Source organism: Pseudomonas shirazensis, assembly GCF_014268785.2.
Classification (GTDB): domain Bacteria; phylum Pseudomonadota; class Gammaproteobacteria; order Pseudomonadales; family Pseudomonadaceae; genus Aquipseudomonas; species Aquipseudomonas shirazensis.
The window spans coordinates 827,772-848,101 of sequence record NZ_JABWRD020000003.1 but is presented as its reverse complement, the minus strand read 5'-3'; the positions used below and the strand labels follow the sequence as shown (position 1 = coordinate 848,101).

General features: G+C 61.1%; 22 protein-coding genes and 1 other RNA gene. 7 read left to right on the top strand and 16 right to left on the bottom strand.

Annotated elements, in window-relative coordinates:
- Positions 1–4: 4 nt before the first annotated feature.
- From mraY to rsmI, 9 genes are all read right to left on the bottom strand, one after another.
- Positions 5–1,087 (bottom strand): phospho-N-acetylmuramoyl-pentapeptide-transferase, encoded by a 1,083-nt coding sequence (gene mraY / locus HU736_RS19820; RefSeq protein WP_103438476.1) that lies wholly within the window; start codon positions 1,085–1,087, stop codon positions 5–7.
- A complete protein-coding gene (locus HU736_RS19815) occupies positions 1,087–2,454 on the bottom strand; it encodes a UDP-N-acetylmuramoyl-tripeptide--D-alanyl-D-alanine ligase (RefSeq protein ID WP_186701084.1) in 1,368 nt (455 codons plus the stop codon). Before HU736_RS19815 ends, mraY begins: the two co-directional genes overlap by 1 nt.
- Positions 2,447–3,934 (bottom strand): UDP-N-acetylmuramoyl-L-alanyl-D-glutamate--2,6-diaminopimelate ligase, encoded by a 1,488-nt coding sequence (locus HU736_RS19810; RefSeq protein WP_186701083.1) that lies wholly within the window; start codon positions 3,932–3,934, stop codon positions 2,447–2,449. Before HU736_RS19810 ends, HU736_RS19815 begins: the two co-directional genes overlap by 8 nt.
- Positions 3,934–5,682 carry a peptidoglycan D,D-transpeptidase FtsI family protein gene (locus tag HU736_RS19805; RefSeq protein WP_186701098.1) on the bottom strand — a complete coding sequence of 583 codons (1,749 nt, stop codon included), beginning with the start codon at positions 5,680–5,682 and terminating at the stop codon, positions 3,934–3,936. The genes HU736_RS19810 and HU736_RS19805 overlap by 1 nt, the downstream gene beginning before the upstream one ends.
- Positions 5,682–5,975, bottom strand: a complete 294-nt coding sequence (gene ftsL / locus HU736_RS19800; protein ID WP_101321996.1) for a cell division protein FtsL — start codon at positions 5,973–5,975, stop codon at positions 5,682–5,684. The genes HU736_RS19805 and ftsL overlap by 1 nt, the downstream gene beginning before the upstream one ends.
- Positions 5,972–6,919, bottom strand: coding sequence for a 16S rRNA (cytosine(1402)-N(4))-methyltransferase RsmH (gene rsmH, locus HU736_RS19795; protein WP_103438479.1), 948 nt, complete (start codon positions 6,917–6,919; stop codon positions 5,972–5,974). Before rsmH ends, ftsL begins: the two co-directional genes overlap by 4 nt.
- Positions 6,916–7,371: a division/cell wall cluster transcriptional repressor MraZ gene (gene mraZ / locus HU736_RS19790; RefSeq protein WP_101321998.1), complete on the bottom strand. Its 456-nt coding sequence runs from the start codon at positions 7,369–7,371 to the stop codon at positions 6,916–6,918. The genes rsmH and mraZ overlap by 4 nt, the downstream gene beginning before the upstream one ends.
- Before the next feature lie 308 nt (positions 7,372–7,679).
- An RNA gene (gene rnpB, locus HU736_RS19785) (RNase P RNA component class A) lies at positions 7,680–8,039 on the bottom strand.
- 67 nt (positions 8,040–8,106) lie between these two features.
- Positions 8,107–8,982, bottom strand: a complete 876-nt coding sequence (gene rsmI, locus HU736_RS19780) for a 16S rRNA (cytidine(1402)-2'-O)-methyltransferase (protein ID WP_103438480.1) — start codon at positions 8,980–8,982, stop codon at positions 8,107–8,109.
- A 187-nt stretch (positions 8,983–9,169) separates the two neighbouring features.
- Here rsmI and HU736_RS19775 point away from each other — a divergent pair, with 187 nt between their 5' ends.
- From HU736_RS19775 to HU736_RS19755, 5 genes are all read left to right on the top strand, one after another.
- The gene (locus HU736_RS19775) at positions 9,170–10,984 is read left to right on the top strand and encodes a penicillin-binding protein activator (protein WP_186701082.1); all 1,815 of its coding nucleotides are present in this window, start codon (positions 9,170–9,172) and stop codon (positions 10,982–10,984) included.
- On the top strand, positions 10,984–11,355 hold the full coding sequence (locus HU736_RS19770; protein ID WP_103438482.1) for a YraN family protein: 372 nt from the start codon (positions 10,984–10,986) through the stop codon (positions 11,353–11,355). The genes HU736_RS19775 and HU736_RS19770 overlap by 1 nt, the downstream gene beginning before the upstream one ends.
- Before the next feature lie 88 nt (positions 11,356–11,443).
- Positions 11,444–12,037, top strand: coding sequence for a phosphoheptose isomerase (locus tag HU736_RS19765; protein WP_101322002.1), 594 nt, complete (start codon positions 11,444–11,446; stop codon positions 12,035–12,037).
- Entirely contained in the window at positions 12,034–12,612 is a 579-nt protein-coding gene (locus HU736_RS19760; RefSeq protein ID WP_101322003.1) for a BON domain-containing protein, read from the top strand. Before HU736_RS19765 ends, HU736_RS19760 begins: the two co-directional genes overlap by 4 nt.
- Before the next feature lie 61 nt (positions 12,613–12,673).
- Positions 12,674–12,892, top strand: a complete 219-nt coding sequence (locus HU736_RS19755) for a YgdI/YgdR family lipoprotein (RefSeq protein ID WP_101322004.1) — start codon at positions 12,674–12,676, stop codon at positions 12,890–12,892.
- 52 nt (positions 12,893–12,944) lie between these two features.
- Here the strand turns inward: HU736_RS19755 and HU736_RS19750 are convergent, their stop codons facing one another.
- The 7 genes from HU736_RS19750 to rplM form a co-directional block, all read right to left on the bottom strand.
- A complete protein-coding gene (locus HU736_RS19750; RefSeq protein WP_181107751.1) occupies positions 12,945–13,376 on the bottom strand; it encodes a ClpXP protease specificity-enhancing factor in 432 nt (143 codons plus the stop codon).
- Between the two features lie 10 nt (positions 13,377–13,386).
- Positions 13,387–14,010: a glutathione S-transferase N-terminal domain-containing protein gene (locus HU736_RS19745; RefSeq protein WP_101322006.1), complete on the bottom strand. Its 624-nt coding sequence runs from the start codon at positions 14,008–14,010 to the stop codon at positions 13,387–13,389.
- A gap of 118 nt (positions 14,011–14,128) precedes the next feature.
- Positions 14,129–14,908: a cytochrome c1 gene (locus HU736_RS19740; RefSeq protein WP_101322007.1), complete on the bottom strand. Its 780-nt coding sequence runs from the start codon at positions 14,906–14,908 to the stop codon at positions 14,129–14,131.
- Entirely contained in the window at positions 14,908–16,119 is a 1,212-nt protein-coding gene (locus HU736_RS19735) for a cytochrome b (RefSeq protein ID WP_101322008.1), read from the bottom strand. The genes HU736_RS19740 and HU736_RS19735 overlap by 1 nt, the downstream gene beginning before the upstream one ends.
- Positions 16,119–16,712 (bottom strand): ubiquinol-cytochrome c reductase iron-sulfur subunit, encoded by a 594-nt coding sequence (gene petA, locus HU736_RS19730; RefSeq protein ID WP_103438484.1) that lies wholly within the window; start codon positions 16,710–16,712, stop codon positions 16,119–16,121. Before petA ends, HU736_RS19735 begins: the two co-directional genes overlap by 1 nt.
- A 262-nt stretch (positions 16,713–16,974) precedes the next feature.
- A complete protein-coding gene (gene rpsI / locus HU736_RS19725; protein WP_101322010.1) occupies positions 16,975–17,367 on the bottom strand; it encodes a 30S ribosomal protein S9 in 393 nt (130 codons plus the stop codon).
- A 14-nt stretch (positions 17,368–17,381) separates the two neighbouring features.
- Positions 17,382–17,810: a 50S ribosomal protein L13 gene (gene rplM, locus HU736_RS19720; protein WP_103438485.1), complete on the bottom strand. Its 429-nt coding sequence runs from the start codon at positions 17,808–17,810 to the stop codon at positions 17,382–17,384.
- A 261-nt stretch (positions 17,811–18,071) separates the two neighbouring features.
- Here rplM and HU736_RS19715 point away from each other — a divergent pair, with 261 nt between their 5' ends.
- Complete coding sequence (locus HU736_RS19715; RefSeq protein ID WP_103438486.1) at positions 18,072–19,112, top strand: NADP(H)-dependent aldo-keto reductase; 1,041 nt, start codon at positions 18,072–18,074, stop codon at positions 19,110–19,112.
- 236 nt (positions 19,113–19,348) lie between these two features.
- On the top strand, positions 19,349–20,245 hold the full coding sequence (locus HU736_RS19710) for a GlxA family transcriptional regulator (RefSeq protein WP_181003856.1): 897 nt from the start codon (positions 19,349–19,351) through the stop codon (positions 20,243–20,245).
- Positions 20,246–20,330: the final 85 nt, after the last annotated feature.

Sequence of the window (20,330 nt, the reverse complement as noted above, 5' to 3'; positions counted from 1 at the left end):
TCATCTACCTCAGCTTCAGGGTGGCAAGGCCGACCAGCACGAGAATCACGGTGATGATCCAGAAACGGACAATCACCCGTGGCTCGGGCCAACCCTTGAGTTCAAAGTGGTGGTGAATCGGCGCCATACGAAACACCCGCTTGCCGGTCAGCTTGAAGGAGGCGACCTGAATCACCACCGACAGGGTTTCCATGACAAACACACCGCCCATGATGAACAGGACGATTTCCTGACGAACGATGACGGCGATGGTGCCCAGGGCAGCGCCCAGCGCCAGTGCGCCGACGTCGCCCATGAACACCTGAGCCGGATAGGTGTTGAACCAGAGAAAGCCCAGGCCGGCACCGATCAACGCGCCGCAGAACACGATCAGCTCGCCAGCGCCTGGCACATAAGGGATCAACAGGTATTCGGCGAACTTCACGTTACCCGACAGGTAACAGAAAATCCCCAGCGCGCCGCCGACCATGACCGTTGGCATGATCGCCAGGCCGTCGAGGCCGTCAGTTAGGTTGACTGCGTTGCTCGAGCCGACGATGACGAAATAGGTCAGCACCACGAAACCGATGCCCAGGGCGATGGTGACGTCCTTGGCGAACGGTACGATCAAGGTGGTTTCGACGCTGGTCGGCGCGGTCATGTAGAGGAACACCGCCGCGCCCAGGCCGAACACCGATTGCCAGAAGTACTTCCAGCGGCTTGGCAGGCCACGCGAATTTTTCTCGATGACCTTGCGGTAGTCGTCGACCCAGCCAATCGCGCCGAACAACAGGGTGACGATCATCACAACCCACACGTAGCGGTTGCTCAGGTCAGCCCAAAGCAAAGTACTGATGGTGATTGCAGACAGGATCAACGCGCCGCCCATGGTCGGTGTACCCGACTTGGACAGGTGCGATTGCGGACCATCGTTGCGCACTGCCTGGCCGATCTGACGGATCTGCAGGGTGCGAATCATCCAGGGGCCCAGCCACAGCGACAGCGACAAAGCAGTCAGAACCCCCAGAATCCCGCGCAGGGACAGGTACTGGAAGACCGCAAAGCCTTTATGGAACTGCTGTAGATACTCAGCCAACAGCAAAAGCATTAATGTTTCTCCCCGCTGACACCGCACAGTGCAGCCACGACGTTTTCCATCGCAGCGCTGCGCGAGCCCTTGATCAAGATTGTGGTGTCGCTGGCGGTTTCGCTGCTAACAGCGTCGATCAGCTCAGCCTGAGTTGCGAAATGTCGGCCTTCGGCGCCAAACGCCCGGACCGCATGAGTCATGTTGCTACCTACCGCGTACAAGGCATCGACCTTGCCGCGTGCGTAGTCGCCCACCAGCTGGTGGCCTTCCTGCGCCCATTGACCCAGTTCGCCGATATCCCCGAGCACCAGGACGGTGCGTCCGGAAAAGCCGGCGAGTATATCAATGGCCGCACACATCGAGGTGGGATTTGCGTTGTAACTGTCGTCGATCACGCGCACGCCATTGGCAGTGATCTGCGCGACCGTACGGCCCTTGACCGGCTGCACCGCGTTCAGGCCAGCGGCAATACCGGGCAAGCTCACGCCCAAGGCATGGGCAGCAGCCGCTGCAGCCAGGGCGTTGCTGACGTTGTGAGTGCCGAGCAGATTCAACTGCACCGCCACCGAACCGGCGGCACTATGCAAGGTGAACGCCGGGCAGCCACGGGCATCGCGACCGATATCGCTGGCGTAAAAATCCGCCTGCGGGTTGTTCAGGGCGAAGCTCAGCACGCGTTTGTCGCCAGCACGTTTGTGCCAGATGGCAAACGCCTTGTCGTCCAGGTTGAGCACCGCGGTGCCGCCCTCGCCCAGACCTCCAAGAATCTCGCCCTTGGCCTCGACGATTTTTTCCGGGCCGCCAAACTCGCCAACGTGGGCGGTGCCGGCGTTGTTGAGGATGACCACCTGAGGCTGGGTCAGGCCAACGGTGTAACGAATCTCGCCGAGGCGCGACGCACCCAGTTCGATGACCGCCGCGCTGTGCTCACTGGCAATTTCCAAGAGGGTCAGCGGTGCACCCAGATCATTGTTGAGGTTGCCGCGGGTCGCCAGCACCGGGCCACGGGTGCGCAGGATGCAGGCAAGCATCTCTTTCACAGTGGTCTTGCCGCTGGAGCCGGTGATGGCTGCTACTGGCTTGTCGAACCCGGCACGGTTGAGCGCGCCGAGTTGACCCAGCGCCACACGGCAATCAGCGACAACCAGTTGCGGCAGATCGACGCCTTCGACCTCACGTTCGACCAGGGCCGCGACGGCGCCCTTGGCCTGTACATCAGCCAGGTAATCATGGCCATCGAAGCGCGGGCCGGTAAGGGCAACGAATAGTTGGCCAGCGCCGACGCTGCGGCTGTCGATGCTGACGCCATCGAAGCTGACATCGCTGCCAACCAGGCGCGCCTGCAGCGCTGCGGTCAGTTGGCTCAGGCTCAAGGGCTTAAGCATGTGGGCTCCCCCAGGTTGCCAGGGCTTTCTCGGCTTCAACCAGATCGGAGAACGCATGGCGCTCACCGTGAATTTCCTGATAGTCCTCGTGGCCTTTGCCAGCCAGCACGATCACGTCGTCGGCCGCAGCAGAGGCGATCAACTGCGCGATCGCGGCGCCGCGGCCAGCAACGAAGCTGACCTCTGACGGTTTGGCAAAGCCCGGGCGAATATCGTCGAAGATGGCCGCAGGCTCTTCAGTGCGTGGATTGTCGTCAGTGACCAACACGCGGTCAGCCAGCCGCTCGGCGACTTCAGCCATCAACGGGCGCTTGCCGCGGTCACGGTCACCGCCGCAACCAAACAGGCACAGCAGTTTGCCGTGGGCGTGTGGGCGCAGGGCTTCGAGTACTTTTTCAAGGGCATCCGGGGTGTGCGCGTAGTCGACCACCACCAGCGGTTTGTTACCGCCGCCCAAGCGCTGCATACGGCCGACCGGCCCTTGCAGGGTTGGCACGACCTTGAGAATTTCGTCCAGCGAATAATCCAGCGACATCAGCGCGGCAATCGCGGCGAGCACGTTGCTCAGGTTGAAGCGACCGAGCAGTTGGCTGCGCAGTATGCTTTCACCCTGTGCCGTAACCAGCACCGCACGCACGCCGTCGTCGTCGAATTTGGCTTCGCGGCAGTACAGCGAAGCTTCTGGATTTTCCAGGCTGTAGCTGAGCAAGCGAGTCTCGACGTGATCGGCGATTGGCTTGCGAGCAAAGTCCTCGGCCAGCCGCCGACCGAACTCATCATCCAGATTGACCACCTGGCTACGCAGGTTCGGCCAGGCAAACAGCTTGGCCTTGGCCGCTTCATACGCCTGCATGCTGCCGTGGTAATCGAGGTGATCACGCGACAGGTTGGTCATCACGGCGATGTCGAAGGCCAGGGCGGCAACGCGGCCTTGTTCCAGGGCATGCGACGACACTTCCATGGCTACGGCTTTGGCGCCGGCTTTTTTCAGGTCGTACAGGGTTGCCTGCACTGCAATCGGGTCAGGCGTGGTCAAGCGGCCGCTCTGCAGCGCGCCGGAGAAACCGGTGCCCAGCGTGCCGATCAGGCCGCAGCGTTGGCCGAGGGCGTCCAGCGCCTGCGCCAGCAACTGGGTCACGCTGGTCTTGCCATTGGTGCCGGTGACGCCGATCAGGTTGAGCTGACGGCTCGGTTCACCGTAGAAACGCCCGGCAATCTCCGACAGCTGCGAGATCAGGCCCTTGACCGGAATCAGTGCAACGTCGGTCAGCGGCAGCACAGTGGCGCCCTGCTCTTCATAAGCGACGGCAGCCGCGCCGCGCTGCAAGGCGTCGGCGATATGGTCACGACCATCGACCAGCGCACCTGGCACGGCCAGGAACAGATCGCCCGGGCGCACGGCCCGGCTGTCCAGGGTCAACTCGCGGATCATCGGATCGCGGCTGGCATGGGCAAACAGCTTGCTCAATGGCATCGTCATCAACCACGCCCTCCTTTGGCTACGGCGGCATTCACTTGCGCCGGTACGGCAGGCGTAGCGGGTGCAGGCGGTGGCAGGTTATCTGGTGGTACGTTCATCAACCGCAGGGTCCCGGACATGACTTTGCTGAATACCGGTGCCGAGACCAGGCCACCGAAGTAGCCGCCTTTGCTCGGCTCATCGATGACCACGACAATTGCGTAACGCGGATCGCTCATCGGGCCGAAGCCTGCGAACAGCGAGCGGTAGGCGTTTTCGGTGTAGCCCTTGGAGCCGACGGTGGCCTTACGCGCCGTACCGGACTTGCCACCAACGTGATAGAACGGCACCTGCGCACGGTACACACCGCGCGGGGCTTCGATCACCTGCTGGAGCATGCCCTGGATGGTCTCGGCGGTTTCCTTGGGCACCACTTGGGTGAAGTCAGGAGTCTTGTCGACCTTGACGATGCTCAACGGCACCATCTTGCCGTCGTTGGCCAGTGCGGCGTAGGCGTGTACCAGCTGCAATGCGGTCACGGACAGGCCGTAGCCATAAGACAGGGTCGCAGTCTCGGCCTTGCGCCATTCGCGGTGGTTAGGCAGGTTGCCGACGCGCTCGCCAGGGAAGCCCAGGCCGGTGTACTGACCCAGACCCAGCTGCGACATCACCCGGTAGATGGCTTCGCCGCCGATGTCGAAGGCGATCTTGCTCATGCCGACGTTACTGGAGTTGATCAGGATGCCGGTCAGGTCGAGCACCGGACCCTCGCTGCGCGAAACGTCCTTGATCGTGTAGCGACCGATCTGCAGGCTGCCCGGATACACTTCGACCTTGTCGGTCGGCTTCCAGCGGCCACTCTGCAATGCAGCGCTCATCGACAGCGGCTTGACCGTCGAGCCTGGCTCGAACACATCGATGATGGCCCGGTTGCGCATCGCGGCCGGGACCATGCTGCGGCGGTTGTTCGGGTTGTAGGTAGGCTGGTTGACCATGGCCAGCACTTCGCCGGTCTTGACGTCCATGATCACCAGGCTGCCGGCCTTGGCTTCCTGCTCGGCAATGGCGTTGCGCAGTTCGCGCGTAGCCAGGTACTGCAGGCGCAGGTCGATCGACAACGCCAAGGTCGAACCGGCCTTGGCGTTTTTGGTGACCTGAATGTCTTTGATCAAGCGGCCACGCCGGTCCTTGATTACCTGGCGCTTGCCAGGCACGCCGGCGAGCCATTCGTCATACGCCAGCTCGACCCCTTCGCGACCGTGGTCGTCAAGGTCGGTAAAGCCAACCATGTGTGCGGTGACATCACCGGCTGGGTAGAAGCGGCGGAACTCCTCGAGGCCGTACACACCCGGCACTTTCAGGTCGAGCACCTGCTGGCCTTGCTCAGGGGTAAGCCCGCGCACCAGATAGATGAATTCTTTGTTGGCCTGCTGGGTCAGGCGCTCGGTCAGTTGCTGCGGATTTTGCCCAAGCACAGCCGCCAGTTGCGCCCAGCGCTCCTTGTACGGCTGCATTTCCTTGGGATTGGCCCACAGCGTAGTGACTGGCGTGCTGACCGCCAATGGCTCGCCGTTACGGTCAGTGATCAGCCCGCGGTGTGCCGGAATCTGAATGTGGCGCAGGCTGCGCGCGTCGCCCTGGCCCTTGAGGAAGGCACGGTCGACGACCTGCAGGTCGATGATGCGCCAGCAGATGGCACCGACCATCAGCGCCAGCAGGCCGATCACGACGCGGAACCGCCAAGGGTAGAGTGCGCCTTCGAGTTTCATCATGGCGCCACCATCCGCACTTCGTCGGCGGCCGGAACACGCATTTTCAGCTGTTCGCTGGCCAGGCTTTCAATGCGGCTGTGGGCAGTCCAGGTGCTCTGCTCAAGGATCAGCCGGCCCCATTCTGCCTGCGCCTTGTCACGCTCGTTCAGTTCGCCGAACAAGGTGTTGAGCAATTGCCGGTTCCAGTGCGCGCTATAGGACACCGCCACCGCTGAAACCAGCACAGCGATGAACAGCAGCAGCATCAGCGAGCTGCCGCCGGGCAATGGCTTGGCGAAGAGCTTGCTCAACGGAGCTTCTCCGCAACGCGCATGACCGCGCTGCGTGAGCGGGGGTTGGCCTTGAGCTCGGCTTCGGACGCGAACTGCGCCTTGCCGATCAAGCGCACTTTTGGCTCGAAGACGGTGTGCTGCACGGGCAGGTTGCGCGGCAGGTTGTCCGCCTCGCCCTTGACCAGCTTGCGCATGAACAGTTTGACGATGCGGTCTTCCAGCGAGTGGAAGCTGATCACCACCAGGCGGCCACCGATCTCCAGAGCCTCCAGCGCAGCCTCAAGGCCCGTCTCCAGGTCACCAAGCTCGTTGTTGACGTGGATGCGCAGGCCCTGGAAGGCGCGGGTCGCGGGGTTCTTGCCCTTTTCCCAGGCCGGGTTGGCGACCTTGAGCACTTCAGCCAGGTCGGCCGTGCGGGTGAACGGCTGCTTTTCGCGGCGCTCGACCACGGCCCGGGCCATACGCCCGGAGAAGCGCTCTTCACCATACTGCTTGAATACGCGGGCGATTTCTTCAGCCGGGGCGGTGGCGATGAACTCGGCGGCGCTGATGCCTTGCGCAGGGTTCATGCGCATGTCCAGCGGGCCATCGTTGAGGAAGCTGAAGCCGCGCTCGGGGTCATCAAGCTGCGGTGAAGACACGCCCAGGTCCAGCAGCACGCCGCTGACCTTGCCGGCCAGGCCGCGCTCGGCTACTTCTTCGCCCAGCTCGGCAAAGCTGCGCTGCACAATGACGAAGCGGCCGTCTTCGGCCGCCAGCGCTTGCCCCGTGGCAATCGCTTGTGGGTCTTTGTCGAACCCGAGTAGCCGCCCCTGCGGCCCCAGCTTGCTGAGGATCAGGCGGCTGTGGCCACCGCGGCCGAAGGTACCATCGAGGTAGCAGCCATCGGCGCGCAGGGCCAGTGCCTCGACAGCTTCGTCGAGCAGCACGGTGATGTGGTTGAAGCCGCTATCTATGGTCACAGGATCAGGTCACGCAATTCGTCAGGCAAAGCGCCCGGTTGTTGAATAGCTGCAAGATCGTCTGCCGAAACCGCGTTCCAGGCATCCTCATCCCACAGCTGAAATTTGTTCAGCTGCCCCACCAACATCGCCTTCTTGTCCAGATTGGCGTACTCACGCAGGCGCGGCGGTACCAGAAAACGGCCACTGCCATCGAGCTCCAGGTCTACCGCATTACCGATCAGCAAGCGCTGCAGGCGGCGGTTTTCCTCACGCAACGACGGCAAGGCACGCAACTTGGCTTCTATCTGTTCCCACTCATCGAGGGGATATACACATAAGCAGCGATCGACTGCATCGATGGTCACGATCAACTGGCTCTGGCAACGCGAATCCAACTCGTCACGGTACCGACTCGGCATGGCGAGTCTGCCCTTTGCATCAAGGCTGACGGCATTGGCTCCGCGGAACACGGCTGCGATTCCCCACAATGTTATCGTTTTTGGGGCAGAAAACCCACTTCAACCCACTTTCTGCCACTTGCGCACACTATAGGAATCCGCCCGGTACACCGTCAAGGCGCGCTCGTAGGGAAATCCCTTACACAGCGGAGATTTAGCTCAACAAAGAGATGAAGGAAGATAAACAGAGGGAAAAATGGCGGGCAAAAAATGTGCGAACTCAGTCAGATAGCGACCAAAGTTAAAGTGATTTATTAAGAGTAAGATTTTTTCGATATTACCAAGGTGCTTCTGCTGTCGATTACAGCAGGGAGGGAGAGGTGGAGAGTCGATCTATAAGCCGGGTTTTGTCGAGGACAGTCATTCCTCTACGACGGCCATCACTGGACGCCTCTAGCAACCTACCCGGTTCCGACGCGGGCCACGCCTAATGGAACCCTATTTGGTCTTGCTCCGAGTGGGGTTTACCTAGCCACGAACTGTTGCCAGTCGCGCGGTGCGCTCTTACCGCACCTTTTCACCCTTACCGGCACCGAAGTGCTTAGGCGGTTATTTTCTGTGGCACTTTCCGTAGGCTCACGCCTCCCAGGGGTTACCTGGCACTCTGCCCTATGGAGCCCGGACTTTCCTCCCCCCTCTTTTGCGGAACAAAAGAAGGCAGCGACTGTCCAATCGACTCTCCGCTGACAAGGGTAACGTCAGGCGCGCTCAAGAACAAGCTTTAGAGCAACAGGATGTCGCTAATGCTCAATCGGCTTTCTGCTTTTCCAGGGCCGCCTGGTACAGCAGGTTCTTGCGCACCCCGGTAATTTCCGCAGCCAGCGCCGCTGCGCGCTTGAGCGGCAATTCCGCCAGCAGCAAGTCCAGAACGCGCTGCGCCTCGGTGCTGATCGCCTGCTCGTCTTCGGGCGCACTCCAGCCACCCACCAACACCACGCATTCGCCGCGCTGTTGATTACTGTCGGCGGCAACAAACGCGTGCAACTCGCCCAGCGGCAGGCCCTTGAGTGTTTCGAACGCCTTGGTCAGCTCACGCCCAAGCAGCGCCGGGCGGTCCGCACCGAACACCGCCTGCATGTCATCTAGGCATTCCAGAATGCGGTGCGGGGCCTCATAGAAGATCAGCGTGCGTGGCTCTTCCTTGACCTGTTCCAGGCGGGCACGCCGCCCAGCAGTCTTGGCAGGCAGAAAGCCTTCGAAGATAAACCGGTCAGACGGCAGGCCAGCGGCCGACAACGCAGCAATCAGCGCGCAGGCACCGGGCACCGGCACCACTTTCACGCCGGCAGCGCGAGCCTGGCGCACCAGGTGATAACCCGGGTCGGAAATCAGCGGCGTGCCAGCGTCAGAGACCAGCGCGATATCGTCGCCCGCCAGCAAGCGAGTCAGAAAACGCCCGCCCTCGTCGCGCTCATTGTGCTCATGGCAGGCAGCCAGCGGCGTGTTGATACCGAAGTGCTGCATCAGGCGCATTGAATGGCGGGTGTCTTCGGCAGCGATCAAGGCTACATCCGCCAGCACCTTGAGCGCGCGGGCACTCATGTCATCGAGGTTGCCGATCGGCGTGGCCACCACATACAGCGTGCCTGTGGTGGATTTCGAAGCCCCTGCTACATCTGTCACTGCGCGCACCTGTCTTTCGGATCAAAGGCGCCATTGTAGCCCGAGCACCGGTAACAGGGCGCAAACATCTTCACCGGCGGCCCGCTTCGAACCACCTATAGTGAAGGTTGCACGTCAGCGACATCGCGCCCCGGCCAGTGGTTGGGTACAATCGTCGGCCAACCAGATCGAGTAACAGGACTTTTACATGATCGCTTGTCTGCGGCTGCTCACAGCCCTCTGCCTCGCTGCCTTGCTGGCAGCTTGCGCAAGCTCGCCCTCATCCAGCCTGGGCGAACTCCCGCGCACCCCGGACGCCAGTATCGAGCAACTGCTCGACCAGGCAGCCACCAGCAAGTCGCCCGAGGACGCAGCCCTGCTGCGCCTGAGCGCTGCCGACCTGGCCTACAAGCAAAAGGACTATCCACGCGCAGCGCGGATTCTCGAGCAGGTGCCACTGGACCCGCTCAAGCCTGCACAGCAGGTGTTCGCCAGCACCTTGAGCGCTGAGCTGGCCATGAGCCGCAACCAGTCCAAAGCTGCCCTGACCGCCCTCGCCCACCCTAGCCTGCAGCGTCTGGGCGAGATGCCGGCTGAGCTGCAAGTGCGCACCTACAGCGTGCATGCCGCCGCCCTCGAAGCCGATGGCCAGACCTTGGCCGCAGCGCAGCAGCGGGTGCAACTGGCGCCTCTGCTCAGCGACCAGGCTGCCAGCGCCAACAACGACGCGATCTGGGCACTGGTCGCTGCCTTGCCTGCCGAGCAGCTGCAATCGACCGGCAACGACACCCTGGCCGGCTGGACCAGCCTGGCCCTGGCGGTAAAAAGTGCCGGCACGCTGGAGCAGCAACAGGCTGCAATCGACGCCTGGCGCAACCAGCATCCAGAGCACCCCGCCGCCAAGCAACTGCCGACCGCGCTGACCAAGCTCAAGGAACTGGCCAGCCAGCCCCTGACCAAGATCGCCCTGCTGCTGCCTCAGGAAGGCTCGCTGGCCGGCGTCGCCCGCGCCTTGCGTGACGGCTTCATGGCCGCGCACTTCCAGGCCCAGCAGGCAGGCCAACAGGCACCTGCGATCCAGGTCTATGACAGCTCGCGGATCAGCTCGCTGGACGAGTTCTACCGCCAGGCTCAGGCCGATGGCGTGCAACTGGTCGTCGGCCCGCTGGAAAAACCGCTGGTGAAAAAGCTCGCCGCCTACCCGCAGTTACCACTGCCGACCCTGGCCCTGAACTACGCCGAAGCCGGCCAGAGCGCACCGCCGCAGCTGTTCCAGTTTGGCCTTGCCGCAGAAGACGAAGCCCGTGAAGTGTCGCGCCGTGCACGCGCCGACGGCCTGGCCCGCGCTGTTGCACTGGTGCCGAGCGGCGAATGGGGCGACCGCGTGCTGGCCGCCTTCCGCAAGGACTGGGAAAGCAACGGCGGCACCCTGCTGGCTGCCGAGCGTATCGCCCAGCCGGTCGCCCTCGCTCAGCAAATCGCCGAGCTGTTCCAACTGCGCCAGAGTGAAGGCCGTGCCAAGAGCCTGCAAAGCACGGTCGGTGGCAACATTGCCGCACAGCCGTCACGCCGCCAGGACATCGACTTCATCTTCCTCGCTGCCACGCCGCAGCAGGCGCAACAGATCAAGCCGACGCTGAACTTCCAGTACGCAGGGGATGTGCCGGTCTACGCTACCTCCAACCTGTACAGCGCCAGCGGTGACGTCAACCAGTACAACGACATGACCGGCATCCGCTTCTGCGAAACGCCGTGGCTGCTCGACAGCAGCAACAGCCTGCGCCAACAAGTCGTGCAGCAGTGGCCACAAGCCGCTGGCAGCCTCGGCCGGCTTTATGCGATGGGCGTTGATGCGTATAGCCTGGCACCGCGTCTGGGCCAACTGAAGGCACTGCCTGACAACCGCGTACAGGGCCTGTCCGGCAGCTTGAGCATGAATCCGAGCCAGCGCATCGAGCGGCAACTGCCATGGGCAGAGTTCGCCGGCGGCCAGGTCAAACGCCTGCCGGACACGCCGCGCTGATGCAGGCGGCATCGCCTGGTCGCGCCGGCCAGGATGCTGAGGACTACGCCCTGGAGTATCTTCTGGGGCAAGGTCTGCAGTTGCTGGCGCGCAATTGGCGATGCAAGGGAGGCGAGCTTGATCTGGTCATGCTCGACGCCGATACAGTAGTATTCGTCGAAGTCCGCTATCGGCTGCACGCAGACTTCGGCGGCGCCCTCGGCAGTATCGATGGGCGCAAGCAGAAACGCCTGGCGCTGGCCGCCAGCATGTTTCTGCACAAGGAGTTCCGCTGGGCCAATCACCCCTGCCGCTTCGATGTCATCGCTCTACAAGGCAGCGGCCATGCAGGGCAACCGCTGCAATGGCTGAAAAACGCCTTCCAATGCTGAACCCACTGCGAATTTTTTGCTCTATGTTTCGCGGGCTGGTCCCTGTTGCGCGTCGCACGGGCCACCGCCCCTCTTAAGGTCACACCAGATGGACATGCAATCCCGAATTCGCCGGCTGTTTCAGGCCAGCATCGACACCAAGCAACAGGCAATGGACATGTTGGCGCCGCATATCGAGCAGGCCAGCCTGGTCATGGTCAATGCCATGCTCAATGAGGGCAAGATGCTCGCCTGCGGCAACGGCGGCTCAGCCGGCGATGCTCAGCATTTCTCGTCCGAGTTGCTCAACCGTTTCGAGCGTGAGCGCCCGAGCTTGCCGGCGATCGCGCTGACCACCGACAGCTCGACGATCACCTCGATTGCCAACGATTACAGCTACAACGAAGTATTCTCCAAGCAGATCCGCGCCCTCGGCCAGCCCGGCGACGTGCTGCTGGCGATCTCTACCAGCGGTAACTCGGCGAACGTGATTCAAGCGATCCAGGCCGCACATGATCGTGAAATGATTGTCGTAGCAATGACCGGGCGCGACGGCGGTGGCATGGCCTCGCTGCTGCTGCCCGAAGATGTCGAGATTCGCGTACCGTCGAACGTGACTGCGCGCATCCAGGAAGTCCACCTGCTGGCGATCCACTGCCTGTGTGATCTGATCGACAGCCAACTGTTCGGGAGTGAAGAATGATCCCCAAGCGTTTTGGCCTGATGGCCCTGACTCTGTGCCTGAGCCTCTCCGGCTGCAGTTCGGTATTGACCTCTACCCGCGACAATCCTATCGAGGACGATCGCGGCACCCGCACCATCGGCAGCAAGATTGACGATTCGCTGATCGAAACCAAGGTCTCGGTCAACATCGCCAAGGCCAACCCTGACCTGGACAAAGGCTCGCACATCGTTGTCAGCAGCTATAACGGCGTTGTCCTGCTGGCCGGGCAAACCCCGCGTGCCGACCTCAAGAGCCTCGCTGAGCAAACTGCTGGCCAGGTGCAACGGGTCAAGAAGGTGCACAACGAAATCCAGGTGATGCAGCCGTCTTCGATTCTGGCGCGCAACAACGACGCCTGGCTGACCACCAAGATCAAGGCGCAGATGCTTGGAGACGCCAATGTGCCTGGCTCGCGCATCAAGGTCATCACCGAAAACGGTATCGTCTACCTGCTCGGCCTGGTTACCCAGGGCGAAGCCAACGCCGCGACCAGCGTGGTGCAAAGCGTTTCCGGCGTGCAGAAAATCGTCAAACTGTTCGAATACATTGACTAAGTCGCACCCGGCGGGAGGGCTGCGTCCTCCCGCCCTCCTCACCCGATCCAGGAAATACTCCATGACCAAGTTTCTGCTGCCCGCGCTGCTGATCGGCGCCTGTGCATCCCTGGCTGGCTGCTCCAGCCCGAGCATCATCACCCTCAATGATGGCCGTGAACTGCAGGCATTGGACCAGCCCCACTTCGATCGCGCTTCTGGCTTCTATGAATTCGAACAGCTGGACGGCAAGCGCACGCGCATCAACAAGGATCAGGTTCGTACCATTACCGACCTGTAATTGCTGATCCAACGCTTACAAAAAAGGCGATCCTCTCGGATCGCCTTTTTCGTTACTTGACCACCTTCAGACTCGGTCGTCCGCTTGGACGCGGCGGCTGGCCACCACCTTCGGGCGGGCCGTCGTTATCCGGCTCGTCTACTTCATCCTCAAGCTCTTCGTCATCCAGCAGCGAAGGCTCAAGCTCGAACACCATGCCCTGACCGTTCTCGCGGGCGTAGATGCCCAGGATCGCGCCGGTGGGCACGAACAACGAATGCGCGACGCCGCCGAAGCGGCCTTCAAAGCTCACTGCGTCGTTATCCATGTGCAGGTTGCGCACCGCACTGGGCGACACGTTCAGGACAATCTGACCATCACTGGCGAAGCCCTGGGGCACCTGGACGGCCGGAAACTCGGCATTGACCAGCATATGGGGCGTGCAATCGTTGTCGACGATCCACTCGTACAGTGCTCTAACCAGATAGGGGCGACTGGAGTTCATCAACGGCTCCTTAAAGCTTGCGCATTTCACGTTCAGCAGCGGACAGGCTCGCCTGGAATGGCTCGCGGGCGAACTGTCGCTCCATATAATCAAGCAGCGGCTTGGCTTGCCGCGGCAGTTCGATACCCATCACCGGCAAACGCCAGAGTATGGGCAGTAGACAACAATCGACCAGGCTTTGCTCATCACTCATGAAGCAGGCCATCTCGGCAAACAATGGCGCAACCCCGGTCAGGCTCTCGCGCAGCTCCTTGCGCGCCTTTGCCTGCGCAGCCTCGGTGCTGCGCTTGTCGAGCAGCACGTCGGCCAGCGAGCACCAGTCGCGCTGGATGCGGTGCACCAGCAGGCGGCTGTTGCCGCGTGCGACCGGATACACCGGCAGCAGTGGCGGGTGCGGATAGCGCTCATCGAGGTATTCCATGACCACGGTCGACTCGTACAGCGCCAGATCGCGATCAACCAGGGTTGGCACACTGGCGTAAGGGTTCACTTCAACCAGCTTGGGTGGCACACGCCCAGGATCGACGTCGATGATCTGCACGCTGACGCCCTTTTCGGCGAGCACCAGGCGGACCCGGTGCGAGTAATGATCAGCGGGATCGGAATAGCAGGCTAACCTGTTGGTTACGCCCATGCAGCGCCTCCTCGTGGGGATGCTTGTAAAACACAAATGCAAACGCGCCCTGAGGGGCCCAATGCAGTTGCACGGGGCGCCTCAGGGCGCGTTCAACTAACCAGAAACTACTGCGTGATCAGTGCACGTCCTTCCAGTATTCGCGCTTGAGCAAATAGGCGAACACGAAGAAGAAAGCCAGGTACAGCAACACATAGGTACCGATGCGCTGGCTCTCCAGTTTGACCGGGTTGGCCGAATAGGCCAGGAAGGTCACCAGGTTCTTGACCTTCTCGTCGAACTGCTCGGGCGTCAGGGTACCGGATTTCGGCTCGATGGTCAGCTGATCACATGCTTCATGGGTCAATGGGCTGCCCGTCAACGGGTCATATTGCTTCTTGCCGTCGACGACGCTCTGCACCTGCTTGCAGCCAATCACCTGATTACCCTGCAGGCCAACCAGCACGTTAGGCATGCCGACGTTGGGGAAGACCTTGTTGTTGACCCCGTATGGCCGCGACTTGTCCTCATAGAAGCTACGCAGGTACGAGTACAGCCAATCGGTACCACGCACCCGTGCAACCAGGGTCAGGTCTGGCGGCGCAGCGCCGAACCAGGTCTTGGCATCAGCCGGCTGCATGCCGATCTGCATGTGGTCGCCGATCTTGGCACCGGTGAACACCAGGTTTTCCAGCATCAGCTCATGGGGGATACCCAGGTCATCAGCGACCCGCTCATAGCGTTGAAACTTGGCGCTATGGCAGCCCATGCAATAGTTGGCAAAGGTCCGCGCACCGTCCTGCATGGCGGCTTTGTCACTCAGGTCGATATCGACCTTGTCCAGCTCCAGGCCGTGTTCCGCGGCAAAGGACAAGGCAGGCATCACTGCCAGGAACAGTACTGCAATAAGCTTTTTCATCAGCCAGTCACCCTTTCCGGAACCGCTTTGGTCTTCTCCAGCCTTGTGTAGAACGGCATCAGCAGGAAGTAGGCGAAATACAGCACGGTACAGACCTGCGACAGCAGGGTCCGCCCCGGCGTAGGCGCCAACACACCCAGCACACCGAGAATCACGAAGCTGACGCAGAACACCAGCAGCCAGATCTTGCTCAGCCAGCCCTTGTAACGCATGGAACGTACCGGGCTGCGGTCAAGCCAGGGCAACACGAACAACACGGCAATGGCGGCGCCCATGGCGATCACGCCGAACAGCTTGTCGGGCACCGCGCGCAGGATCGCGTAGAACGGTGTGAAGTACCACACAGGAGCAATGTGCTCGGGTGTCTTGAAGGCGTTGGCTTGCTCGAAGTTTGGTTTTTCGAGGAAGTAGCCGCCCATTTCCGGGAAGAAGAACACCACCGAACAGAACACGAAGAGGAACACCACTACGCCGACGATATCCTTGACGGTGTAGTACGGGTGGAACGGGATACCGTCGAGGGGAATGCCGTTTTCGTCCTTGTGCTTCTTGATGTCGACACCGTCAGGGTTGTTCGAGCCGACTTCGTGCAGCGCCAGGATATGCAGCACCACCAGGCCGAGAATGACGATCGGCAAGGCCACCACATGCAAGGCGAAGAAGCGGTTCAGGGTGATCCCCGAGATCAGGTAGTCGCCGCGAATCCACTGGGTCAGGTCATCGCCGATCACCGGGATGGCGCCGAACAGCGAGATGATTACCTGCGCCCCCCAATACGACATCTGGCCCCAAGGCAGCAGATAGCCCATGAACGCTTCAGCCATCAGCGCCAGATAGATCAGCATGCCGAACAGCCAGACCAGCTCACGCGGCTTCTGATAAGAGCCGTAGAGCAGCCCGCGGAACATGTGCAGATAGACCACGATGAAGAACGCCGAGGCGCCGGTGGAGTGCAGGTAGCGCAGGATCCAGCCGTACTCGACATCGCGCATGATGTACTCGACCGAGGCGAACGCCTCTTCGGCCGAAGGGGTGAAACTCATGGTCAGCCAGACGCCGGTAACAATCTGGTTGACCAGCACCAGCAACGCCAGCGAGCCGAAGAAGTACAGGAAGTTGAAGTTCTTCGGCGCGTAGTATTTGCTCAGATGCTCTTCCCACATCTTGGTCGCGGGGAAGCGCGCATCGATCCAGTCCATGAACTTGCTCATCATGCGTTCTCCTGATCGACGCCGATGACGATGATGTCGTCCGTCTCGTATGAGTGCGGAGGCACTGGCAGGTTGAGAGGTGCCGGCTGGGACTTGTAGACGCGGCCAGCGAGGTCGTAGTGAGAGCCGTGGCAGGGGCAGAAATAGCCACCTACCCACTTGGGCCCCAGATCGACCGGCGCCACTTCAGGACGGAAGGTCGGCGAGCAGCCCAGGTGGGTGCACAGGCCAACCAGCAGGAGGATTTCCGGCTTGATCGAGCGCACCTCTGGGTCGACGTAAGTCGGCTGCACCGAGGCCTGCGATTCTGGATCAGCGAGTTCGCCGACGATTTTCTTGAGATTGCTGAGGATCTCTTCTGTGCGTCGCACGATGAATACTGGCTGCCCGCGCCACTCAGCAACCATCTGCTGGCCGGGTTCAATCTTGGCAATATTGACCTTCACCGGTGCACCGGCGGCTTTCGCCTTGGCACTGGGAAACCATGACCCCACGAACGGTACCGCAGCCCCCACAGCCCCCGCTGCACCCACCACGGACGTGGCGGCTACGAGGAAGCGGCGCCGGCCTGCGTTGACGCCGTCATTACTCATTCAGTCCTCTCCCATCAGCTGCTCTGGCCTGTTGAACCAGGCCTGTATTTTGTGAATGTCTGTGGCACTAAATTTTGGTCGCCATGGTAAGAAACAAATCCACACACTGACAAGGTGATTAGTCCCGGCCGGGCTACAACCCACGCTTTGCTTGATCTGCGTCTATAAGGCGACTCGCCACGGACATGCTGACAGGTTAGTTCAAGGCAAAAAAAAAGCCCGGTTCCAAGGAACCGGGCTTTTTTCGACTGCCGAAGCGAAATTAACGCTTGGAGTACTGAGGACGCTTACGTGCTTTACGCAGACCCACTTTCTTACGCTCGACTTCACGAGCATCGCGGGTTACGTAGCCAGCGCGACGCAGAGCAGGGCGCAGGGCTTCGTCGTAGGCCATCAGAGCGCGGGTGATACCATGACGGATCGCACCGGCTTGACCGCTGACACCACCACCGGAAACGGTGACGTAGATGTCGAACTTGGCAACGTTCTCGGTCAGCTCGAGCGGTTGACGAACAACCATACGAGCGGTCTCACGACCGAAGAAAGTGTCCAGAGGACGGTTGTTGATGGAGATGTTACCGGTACCTGGACGCAGGAAAACGCGAGCGGTTGCGGTCTTGCGACGGCCAGTGCCGTAATTTTGAGTCGCCGACATAATGAACTATCCCCTTAGATCTTCAGTTCTTGAGGCTGCTGAGCAGTGTGTGGGTGAGCAGCACCCGCGTACACTTTCAGCTTGCGATACATGTCGCGACCCAGCGGGTTCTTAGGCAGCATGCCCTTGACCGCGGTCTCGATGATACGCTCAGGGGCTTTAGCGATCAGCTTGTCGAAGCTGATTTGCTTGATGCCACCTGGGAAGCCGGAGTGGGAGTAGTACATTTTGTCAGTAGTTTTAGCACCAGTGACACGTACCTGCTCGGCGTTGATGACGACGATGTAGTCGCCGGTGTCAACGTGAGGGGTGTATTCAGCTTTGTGCTTGCCGCGCAGACGACGAGCGATTTCGGTAGCCAGACGACCCAGGGTCTGACCAGCGGCGTCGACGACGAACCAGTCGCGCGTTACTGTTTCTGGTTTAGCAGTAAAAGTTTTCATTATCTCTAAAGCCTCAGAGGCCGCCCAAGCAATAAAAAATAGACGGCGAATCTTACTGGATAGTGCGCAACTTGACAAGCAAGCACGCAGCCGAATACGGACGCTATTGGGGGCTCGGGTCGGGCACGTCCAATATCCGGCGGGTTTCTCTCGTAATGCAGTGCATCACTTCCGCAAAACGGAGAGGGGCAGGATTATCCAGATTGCAGAAAAAAATTCAACCTGCTTTTATGGTCTTTTTCGCCAGAGAGAAGCTTCCAGATGGAATACCGCAAGCTCGGCCGTACCGACCTCAACGTCAGCGCCCTGTGTCTGGGCACCATGACCTGGGGCGAGCAGAACGATCAGGACCAGGCTTTTGCCCAGATCGCCCGGGCCAAGGCCGGCGGGATCAACTTCATCGATACCGCCGAAATGTACCCGGTGCCGCCGCGCCCGGAGACCTACGCCGCCACCGAACGAATCATCGGTAACTGGTTCAAGGCCAACGGCGATCGCGACCAGTGGACTCTGGCGAGCAAGGTTGCCGGCCCGGGCAACGGCATCAGCCACATCCGCGACGGCCAGCTCAAGCACAACCGCCAACACATCATTGCCGCGCTGGATGCAAGCCTTGAGCGCCTGCAGACCGACCACATCGACCTGTATCAGCTGCATTGGCCAGAGCGCAGCACCAACTTCTTCGGCAAGCTTGGCTACCAGCACCTGCCGCAGGACCACTTCACACCACTGGAAGAAACCCTCGAAGTGCTCGACGAGCAGGTTCGTGCCGGCAAGATCCGTCACATTGGCCTGTCCAATGAAACGCCATGGGGCACGATGAAGTTCCTGCAACTGGCCGAGAGCCGCGGCTGGCCGCGGGCGGTATCGATCCAGAACCCCTACAACCTGCTCAACCGCAGCTTCGAGATCGGCCTGGCCGAAGTGGCGATACGCGAGCAATGCGGGCTGCTGGCCTACTCGCCGCTGGCATTCGGCATGCTTGCCGGCAAGTATGAAAACGGCGCCAGACCTGAAGGCGCGCGGTTGACGCTGTTCAACCGCTTTGCCCGCTACTCCAACCCGCAGACCGTCGCCGCCTGCAGCCGTTACGTGCAGATAGCCCGCGAGCATGGCCTGGACCCGGCCCAGATGGCCCTGGCGTTCGTCACCCGCCAGCCGTTCGTGACCAGCAACATCATCGGTGCGACCAGCCTTGAACAACTGGAAAGCAACCTCGCCAGCGCCGACCTGAACTTGAGCGATGAGCTACTGGCAGCCATCGAAGCGGTGCACCAGGATCAGCCAAACCCGGCGCCGTGATGCAGCCGTAACAAAGCGGCAGCGGGTCAGCCCGCTGCCGCAGCCAGCCGGATCGGGACGGGGTAGACACAATCGCCAAAAAATAAGACGATCCAGCCGGTGATTGACCACTCTACCCTATAAGAACAATGACAATGATGTTTACCCAACCCACCGCTTCACTGCGGCGCGTCAGCATTCTGGCCGTCGATAATGTGTTCGCCTCGACCCTGATGCAGGCCAAGGATTTCTTCCATCTGGCCAGCCTGCGCTACGGCAAGCAAATGGGCCTGGGCCTGCAACCGATGTTCGAAATCTGCCTGGTCAGCCCCGATGCTGCCCCGGTGGACAGCTTCAGCAACGTGCAGGTGCCGGTAGACGGCGGCCTGGGCGATGCCGATGTGATCATCCTGCCGGCGTTCTGGGATGACTTCGACAACCTTCAGCAACGTTATCCGCAGGTCTTGCCATGGCTACGCGAGCAGCATGCGCGTGGCGCGGTGCTCTGTGGCGAAGCCAGCGGCGTGTACTGGCTGGCCGAAGCGGGCTTGCTCGATGGCAAGGAGGCGACCACCTACTGGCGCTTCTTCACTGACTTCGCCGAGCGTTTCCCGACTGTTCGGCTGAACCAGGACAAGCACCTGACCGATGCCGACAACCTGTACTGCGCGGGCGGCGCAACCTCGGCGTGCGACCTGTACATTTACCTGATCGAGCGCTTCTGCGGGGCCAATGTCGCCCGCGCGGTAGCCCGCGACATCCTCTATGAAGTGCAACGCAACTACACCCCAGGGCGCATGGGTTTTGGTGGGCAGAAGCTGCATCAGGACCTGATCATCCTGCAGATTCAGCATTGGCTCGAAGAGCATTTCGCGGACAAATTCCGCTTTGAAGACGTCGCCCGCAACCATGGCATGAGCATTCGCAATTTCATGCGCCGGTTCCAGACGGCTACCGGCGACAAGCCCCTGCACTATCTGCAACGGCTGCGCATCGAAACCGCCAAGGGTTTGCTGTCGAGCACCCGCAAGAGCATCAAGACCATCAGTTATGAGGTGGGCTACGACGATGCGAGCTTCTTTGCCCGGTTGTTCCGCCAGCATACCGAGCTGTCGCCGAACCAATATCGCCAGCAGTTCATGCAGGAAGCGTGAGGGCCGTAAGGACTGCTTCGCAGCCCTATCGCGGGTAAACCCGCTCCCACAGGACAAGGCAGCGCCGCGTGGGAGCGGGCTTGCC

What these genes read in the sequence shown, in the direction of transcription:
- mraY (WP_103438476.1), bottom strand. Translation starts at nt 1,087, where the DNA reads ATGCTTTTGCTGTTGGCTGAGTATCTACAGCAGTTCCATAAAGGCTTT.
- HU736_RS19815 (WP_186701084.1), bottom strand. Translation starts at nt 2,454, where the DNA reads ATGCTTAAGCCCTTGAGCCTGAGCCAACTGACCGCAGCGCTGCAGGCG.
- HU736_RS19810 (WP_186701083.1), bottom strand. Translation starts at nt 3,934, where the DNA reads ATGACGATGCCATTGAGCAAGCTGTTTGCCCATGCCAGCCGCGATCCG.
- HU736_RS19805 (WP_186701098.1), bottom strand. Translation starts at nt 5,682, where the DNA reads ATGAAACTCGAAGGCGCACTCTACCCTTGGCGGTTCCGCGTCGTGATC.
- HU736_RS19775 (WP_186701082.1), top strand. Translation starts at nt 9,170, where the DNA reads ATGATCGCTTGTCTGCGGCTGCTCACAGCCCTCTGCCTCGCTGCCTTG.
- HU736_RS19770 (WP_103438482.1), top strand. Translation starts at nt 10,984, where the DNA reads ATGCAGGCGGCATCGCCTGGTCGCGCCGGCCAGGATGCTGAGGACTAC.
- HU736_RS19765 (WP_101322002.1), top strand. Translation starts at nt 11,444, where the DNA reads ATGGACATGCAATCCCGAATTCGCCGGCTGTTTCAGGCCAGCATCGAC.
- HU736_RS19760 (WP_101322003.1), top strand. Translation starts at nt 12,034, where the DNA reads ATGATCCCCAAGCGTTTTGGCCTGATGGCCCTGACTCTGTGCCTGAGC.
- HU736_RS19755 (WP_101322004.1), top strand. Translation starts at nt 12,674, where the DNA reads ATGACCAAGTTTCTGCTGCCCGCGCTGCTGATCGGCGCCTGTGCATCC.
- HU736_RS19750 (WP_181107751.1), bottom strand. Translation starts at nt 13,376, where the DNA reads ATGAACTCCAGTCGCCCCTATCTGGTTAGAGCACTGTACGAGTGGATC.
- HU736_RS19745 (WP_101322006.1), bottom strand. Translation starts at nt 14,010, where the DNA reads ATGGGCGTAACCAACAGGTTAGCCTGCTATTCCGATCCCGCTGATCAT.
- HU736_RS19740 (WP_101322007.1), bottom strand. Translation starts at nt 14,908, where the DNA reads ATGAAAAAGCTTATTGCAGTACTGTTCCTGGCAGTGATGCCTGCCTTG.
- HU736_RS19735 (WP_101322008.1), bottom strand. Translation starts at nt 16,119, where the DNA reads ATGAGCAAGTTCATGGACTGGATCGATGCGCGCTTCCCCGCGACCAAG.
- petA (WP_103438484.1), bottom strand. Translation starts at nt 16,712, where the DNA reads ATGAGTAATGACGGCGTCAACGCAGGCCGGCGCCGCTTCCTCGTAGCC.
- rpsI (WP_101322010.1), bottom strand. Translation starts at nt 17,367, where the DNA reads ATGTCGGCGACTCAAAATTACGGCACTGGCCGTCGCAAGACCGCAACC.
- rplM (WP_103438485.1), bottom strand. Translation starts at nt 17,810, where the DNA reads ATGAAAACTTTTACTGCTAAACCAGAAACAGTAACGCGCGACTGGTTC.
- HU736_RS19715 (WP_103438486.1), top strand. Translation starts at nt 18,072, where the DNA reads ATGGAATACCGCAAGCTCGGCCGTACCGACCTCAACGTCAGCGCCCTG.